This window comes from Patescibacteria group bacterium, assembly GCA_018896645.1.
GTDB lineage: Bacteria > Patescibacteriota > Patescibacteriia > UBA2591 > JABMQE01 > JAHIMF01.
The window spans coordinates 21803-28201 of sequence record JAHIMF010000026.1; the positions used below are offsets into that span (position 1 = coordinate 21803).

The 6399-nt window shown below is 37.4% G+C and carries 6 protein-coding genes; 5 read left to right on the plus strand and 1 reads right to left on the minus strand.

The window, feature by feature from the left end:
* Positions 1-22: 22 nt before the first annotated feature.
* From KKD20_01865 to KKD20_01880, 4 genes are read left to right on the plus strand one after another with little or no spacing between them, the layout of a single operon-like run.
* Complete coding sequence (locus KKD20_01865; GenBank protein ID MBU4331848.1) at positions 23-403, plus strand: four helix bundle protein; 381 nt, start codon at positions 23-25, stop codon at positions 401-403.
* Between the two features lie 24 nt (positions 404-427).
* Positions 428-2383, plus strand: coding sequence for an asparagine synthase (glutamine-hydrolyzing) (asnB, locus tag KKD20_01870; GenBank protein ID MBU4331849.1), 1956 nt, complete (start codon positions 428-430; stop codon positions 2381-2383).
* 6 nt (positions 2384-2389) lie between these two features.
* Positions 2390-3532 (plus strand): glycosyltransferase family 4 protein, encoded by a 1143-nt coding sequence (locus tag KKD20_01875; protein ID MBU4331850.1) that lies wholly within the window; start codon positions 2390-2392, stop codon positions 3530-3532.
* Positions 3529-4956, plus strand: coding sequence for a B12-binding domain-containing radical SAM protein (locus tag KKD20_01880; GenBank protein MBU4331851.1), 1428 nt, complete (start codon positions 3529-3531; stop codon positions 4954-4956). The genes KKD20_01875 and KKD20_01880 overlap by 4 nt, the downstream gene beginning before the upstream one ends.
* A gap of 30 nt (positions 4957-4986) precedes the next feature.
* Here KKD20_01880 and KKD20_01885 read toward each other — a convergent pair whose 3' ends face one another.
* Positions 4987-5514, minus strand: coding sequence for a hypothetical protein (locus KKD20_01885; protein ID MBU4331852.1), 528 nt, complete (start codon positions 5512-5514; stop codon positions 4987-4989).
* Positions 5515-5646: 132 nt separating this feature from the next.
* Here KKD20_01885 and KKD20_01890 point away from each other — a divergent pair.
* A partial coding sequence (locus tag KKD20_01890; GenBank protein ID MBU4331853.1) for a glycosyltransferase family 4 protein occupies positions 5647-6399 on the plus strand: 753 nt, incomplete at its 3' end.

Here is a 6399-nt window from a genome sequence, read left to right on the forward strand (position 1 = left end):
AAATTTCGTTTTATTCAAATTTATGGCTAAGGAGGTTAAAAAAATAGGGGACTTGACTGCTTATGTGGTTGCTGATGAGTTAGCTGATTATGTTTGGGATATTGTAATAAAATGGGATTGGTTTGCGAAAAAGACAGTAGGGGATCAGTTTGTCAGGGCTATAGATTCTATTGGTTCGAATATTGCAGAAGGTTTTGGCAGGTTTCATTTTTCGGACAAAGTTAAGTTTTTCCATTATTCCAGAGCATCGGTATTTGAATCGCAGTTTTGGACTAAGAAATCATTAAAAAGAAAATTATTAATAGATGAACAGTATAATCACATCATTGGTGAATTGAGAAAACTTCCTAAAGAGATAAATATTTTAATCAAGATAAACAAAGATTCCAAAAAGAATTATTAATTATCAATTATTAGTTATCACGCTATGTGTGGGATAAATGGATTCAATTTTAAAGATGAGAAGCTCATTCAAAAAATGAATGAGCAGGTTAAGCATCGGGGTCCGGATGACTCTGGTTTTTGGGTTGATGATGGTATAAGTTTGGGTCATCAAAGGCTTTCGATTATTGATTTGAGCGAGAGGGGGCATCAGCCGATGATATGGTTGGGTCAAGGGATCCAACCCACCCAAGCAACTGGCGGCAGATTGGGTCCCTTGACCCAATCTTTGGCCATCGTATTCAACGGCGAAATTTATAATTTTAAAGAAATAAAAAAAGAGTTATCGGATTATCAATTTAAATCCGAATCAGATACAGAGGTGATTTTGGCAGCTTATGATAAATGGGGTAAAGAATGTTTACAAAAATTGAATGGGATTTTTGCCTTTGCGATTTGGGACAAGGAGAAGAAGGAGTTGTTTTTGGCGCGGGATAGGGTCGGTGTCAAACCTTTGTATTATTATTTTAAGAATGACAAATTCATTTTCTCATCTGAAATTAAGGCGATTCTTGAACATTCTTGCGTGAAGCGTGAAATTGATTTGGAAGCATTGAATCACTATTTTCGGGTTTTATATGTGCCTGGGCCGTTGACGATGTTTAAGGAGATTAAGAAGTTGGAACCGGGATGTTATTTATCATTAAAATATGGGCAAGTAACAATAAAACGATATTGGGATATTAATGAGAGGAGTGACGAAGCGAACCGCAGTGAGCTTCGTTATCGTGGGATACAGACGAATATCCAAGATTTAATGCTGGATGCGGTGGGGATGCAGTTGGTGAGTGATCGGCCATTGGGCGTGTTTTTGTCGGGCGGGATTGATTCTACCAGTGTTTTAGGGAATATGGTAAAATTAGGACACAGGAAAATTAAAACTTTTTCAGTTGGGTTTGATGTTAATGATCCCAATGATAAATTTAACGGAGATTTTAATTTAGCGAGGCAGACTGCGAAACATTATAATACTGAACATCATGAAATAAAAATCTCAGCCAAAGATATTCTGGAAAACATAGAAGATGTTATCAGGCATCTTGACGAGCCGATTTGTAATACAACACAGGTGGCAACATATTTGCTATCTAAGTTTGCCAAAGAAAAAGTGGCCGTGGTTTTGGGCGGCGATGGCGGGGATGAGCTTTTTGGGGGCTATGAAAGATATAGATTGAGTTATGTTATGAGTAAAATGGGTGTTTTGGCAAAGCTAGGCAAGTTGTTTGGTAAGAATTTAGATTATCCAAAAGGAATAGAAAGATATGCGAAATTTATGTTTCAGGATGGAAATGAGGTAAATCGAGTTTTGAGTAAAGGAGTGAATAAAGCGAGATTGACTCATGATTTTTATAAAAACAAGTTTGAAGAAATAGAGAAACAAATCCCCCTTCGCCAAGGCTTCGGGGGACAGGGAAATAAAGAAACTAAGGGTACGAACGATACGCATGGAAGTTTGAAGAAGGATTTTGAGAAGCAGTTTATGATGATGGATTTTAAAACTTGGTTAGTTGATGAATCATTAATGCGGACTGATAAAATGACCATGGCTTTTGGCTTGGAGCAAAGAGTGCCGATTTTGGATCATCGGCTGGTGGAATTGGCGTATCAAATTCCCAGCAAAATGAAATTAGGAATATTAAAAAATCAGACAAAATTGATCTGGAAACAGGCAATGGATGAATTTTTGCCAGAGCACGTGAAAAAATCAGCGCATAAGAAAGTTTGGCTGGCGCCGATGAGCGAATGGCTGCGCACGGATTTGAAGGGGTGGGCGAAGGAGGTTTTGAGCAAAGATTATGTTGATACAAGCGAGTATATTAATTTTAGGGAAGTTCAGAAGATGTTTGACGATCATTGCGAAAGGAGAAAATATAATTTACATTTAATTTGGGCAGTGATTACTTTTCAATTGTGGTATCGGCGTTTTATAATTGATAATTAGTACGACATGAAGTTGACTTACATAGCCACAAGTGTAATACCAGCGCAGAAGGCGAATTCTTATCAGGTGATGAAGATGTGCGAGGCGTTTACTCATGAGCGAGTTGACGTCGAGCTTTTGATTCCGGTGCGGTTTGGCGGAGTACGGAATAAAGGAGACGCCTTTGAATATTATGGAGTTGAGAAAAGTTTTAGAATCCGCAAAATTTTTTCTATTGATTTGATTCCATTGGAGAAGATAATTGGACATTTTGGATTTTGGATTCAAAACGCAAGTTTTACTATTTTTTTGAGTATTTATTTATTGTTCAGAAGGGTTGATGTTGTCTATACTAGAGATAAGTTCGCTTTATTTTTTTTGGCATTGTGCGGAAGGAAAAATTTAATTTGGGAGGCGCATAGTTTTCCAAAAAAATTTTCTTGGGCTTATGAATTTATTTTAAAAAGATTAAAAAGAACAATCGTAATTACTGAGGGCTTAAAAAAAGAGTTTATTAAAGTCGGATATCCAGAACAAAAAATATTGGTCGCTTCAGATGCGGTTGATTTGGAAGAATTTAACATTAAAGAATCGCAAGAAGATTGCCGCAAGAAATTGGACTTGCCAACAGACAAGAAGCTAATTTTATATACCGGCCACCTTTTCCAATGGAAAGGCGTTTATACTTTAGCTGACGCAAGTAAATATTTAAGTAAAGATTGCCAAGTGATTGTGGTTGGTGGCATGGACAAGGATTTAAAAAATTATCAAGATTATCTGGAGAAGAATGGACTTAGCAAAGTGAGAACCAGGGGCTTTAGGCCGCACAAAGAGATGGCTTATTTTTCAAAAGCGGCTGATGTTTTAGTTTTGCCCAATTCAGCTAAAGAAAAAATTTCAACAACCTATACTTCTCCAATGAAATTGTTTGAGTATATGGCAAGTGAGCGGCCGATTGTGGTTAGCGATTTGCCGAGTATGAGGGAAGTTTTAAGCAAAGAGGAGGCAGTTTTTGTAGAGCCGGATAATCCCAGAAGCTTGGCGAATGGAATTAATCGAGTGTTTTTAGATAATGAGTTGAGTGAGAAAATTAGCAAGAACAGTAAGCTGTTGGTTAAAAAATACACCTGGGAAAAAAGGGCGTCTGATATTCTAAACTTTATCAAATGAATATAGCTTTAATTTTTCCGCCGTCAATATATCAGACCAAACAGACCATGCCGCCTTTGGGTTTGGCTTGGATAGCCGGGGTTCTAAGGGGGGAGGGCTTTAATGTGAGCATTATTGACGCCGTGCATGAAGAGCTGTCTGTTAATCAGATTATTGAACGATTGAAAAAAGAGGGACCGGATCTAGTCGGCTTGTCCATTGGAACCCAAAATCGGTTTTTAAGTTTTGAGACTGCTACTGAAATAAAAAAGAATTTTCCTGAAATTAAAATAATAGCTGGCGGTCCGCATGTAACCTTGGCGGCGGATGACACTTTAAAGAATATTAAGGCGATTGATATTATTATTAGAGGCGAGGCCGAAAAGAGTTTTCTAAATTTGGTTAAAATTTTAGAGGCAGGTGGTGAATTGAAATCAGTAAGAGGTATTTCTTTTAGGGATGATGTTGGCGAGGTTGTGCATAATAAATCAGCTGAATTTGTAGAAGATTTGGACAGTTTGCCTTTGCCGGCTCGGGATTTACTACCGCCAATAGAAGAATATGGGCAAACAATTCCTTTGACGAATAGGTCCTGTACAACAGTGATTACTTCTCGTGGTTGTCCTTATAATTGTGTTTTTTGTTCGACAGCGAGACAGTGGGGTCATAAAATTAGATATCGCAGTGCCAAAAATGTGGTTGACGAAATTGAGTATTTGTTAGATAATTACAAACTTGATGGAGTTGGTTTTTTTGATGATGTTTTTACGATGGATAGACAAAGAGTGCTAGATATTTGTGATGAGATACTAAAACGGAATTTAAAAGTGAGTTGGTGGTGTGAGGCAAGGGCAAATACTGTTGATTTTAAGATGCTTAAGAAAATGAAAGAGGCGGGATGTGAATATATTTCTATGGCCATTGAATCTGGGAGTGACAAAATTTTAAAAAACATCAAAAAAGTGATCACGGTTGAGCAAGGAATCGCAGCGGCTAAAATGATTAAAGAAGCAGGTATCAAACTCAAAGTATTTTTTATCCATGGTTTGCCTGGTGAGACATACGAGGATATTAAGAAGACCGTTTATTTGAGTCGTTATTTGTATTATAATATTGGCGTAGAGGAGACAACTCAAAGTTTGGCAGTAATCTATCCAGGTACTCAATTAGAGATTATGGCTAAAGAAATGGGGACATTGCATAGTGATTTTTCGTGGAGCAAACCATTTGAGGAGGAAAGACATCATCCACCTTTAAATTTTTGCAAGTATCAGCCAATTTTTGAGCAGCCTGATTTGAGTTATGAAGATATTTTTAAATTTGTGCGCCGGGCAAAGGTAAGTTATTATTTAAGTCACCCAATGAATATGCTTAAGTTATTTGCGAAAAATAGAAAATCAGTTTTAAAATGGATAAAATTAAAAGCCCCGCATCAGTATAGATGAAGGGCTTTGCGAGGAGCTGATATTTTCCTCCTAGCGGAATATCAGCGATAAACCGTAAATTACGACGAACGCACCCAGAGCACTCAGAATATTGAAGGGTGCGAAGAAAAGGCTTTTTATATCTAATCCGAACCTTCGGTAGTCAAAGAGCGATATTTTTCCATAGAGGGTAATTTTAGGGAAAATTTTATTTAAAGGCCAGATCCATGATGGTTGGCCTTCATATTCATCCTTTTCATGAGTGAACATGTCCACAAAGACATGAATAAAAGCTCCGATACAGAAGGTTAGAATGAGATTGAGATGAGTTGAGACGTAATGGAAGAATATCCATAATCCTATCCACACTAATAGTGAGTGAATAGCATCCTGAATTTCGTTGAACCACCGTGGTAGATGACTAAAACATGGTCGGTGTTTGATGCTGTTCCAAATCACCATAGCAGTATTTGGAATGTCGTTGACGACGCTACCTGCCAATATCATTACCTTATCTTCCCAGCTTGGGAAGAAACGGGTTAGGGCGATGCCGGTCGTAACATGAAAAAGTGGTCCCATTTTCTACCCCCCCTTGTTCGTTATAGGGTTAGGGTTAGAATTCGCGGTCAAATTAGCAATGTTTTAGTTTAGCGTATATTTAAAATAAAGTCAATAGCAAAGTCTATATTTTCCTCTAAAATTAGCCAAAATATGATGAAGATTTTAATCACCACCTTAACGTTCTCAGAAAAATGCGGCCTGGGCCGGTATTCTTTGGATTTGATTGGAGAATTAGCCAAAGAAAATGAGTTGATTATTTTTACAGCCAAGCAGGACAAAGAGTTGAATTTGTCTTTTCCAAATTCAAAAATATTTTATATATTTCCAGGAGAGAGTAAAATTTACAGAATAATGAGGCCCTGGTTGTTTTTAAAATATTTATTTAAGATATATCCCCAAGCGAAAAAGGTTGATTTAATTCATTCCTTCATGGATTTTCCTTATTCTTTTTTAGCAGTAGTGATTGGATTGTTGAGCGGCAAACCAGTAGTCTCAACCGCCCATGGCACTTATTCAATCGTTCCTTTTTTTAGCCGCCGTTGGTCTGGATTATTGAGGTGGACTTATAGACATTTGAAAATGGTGGTTTGCATTAGTAATTTTACGAAAAGCGAGATTTTGAAGAGAGCCCCTAAAGCGCGTTGTGTGGTCATAAATAATGGGATTAATTTAGATAAGTTTAATATAAAAGAAACAGAGAAATTGAAACCTTCGGCGAGCTCAGGTTCTACCGAAAACAGAGGAAAGGATACGAATGACAAGATGATTTTGAGCGTGGGGATGTTGAAGCAGCGGAAGGGGTTTCATGTTTCTTTGAAGGCGGTGGCGCAGGTGAAAGAGAAATATCCGAATTTAAGATATTATATTGTTGGCCGGCAGGAGGATAAGAATTATTTTGAAAAA

Excerpts from the sequence above, each read along its gene's own strand:
- KKD20_01880 (MBU4331851.1), top strand. The coding sequence starts at position 3,529 with ATGAATATAGCTTTAATTTTTCCGCCGTCAATATATCAGACCAAACAG.
- KKD20_01885 (MBU4331852.1), bottom strand. The coding sequence starts at position 5,514 with ATGGGACCACTTTTTCATGTTACGACCGGCATCGCCCTAACCCGTTTC.
- KKD20_01875 (MBU4331850.1), top strand. The coding sequence starts at position 2,390 with ATGAAGTTGACTTACATAGCCACAAGTGTAATACCAGCGCAGAAGGCG.
- asnB (MBU4331849.1), top strand. The coding sequence starts at position 428 with ATGTGTGGGATAAATGGATTCAATTTTAAAGATGAGAAGCTCATTCAA.
- KKD20_01865 (MBU4331848.1), top strand. The coding sequence starts at position 23 with ATGGCTAAGGAGGTTAAAAAAATAGGGGACTTGACTGCTTATGTGGTT.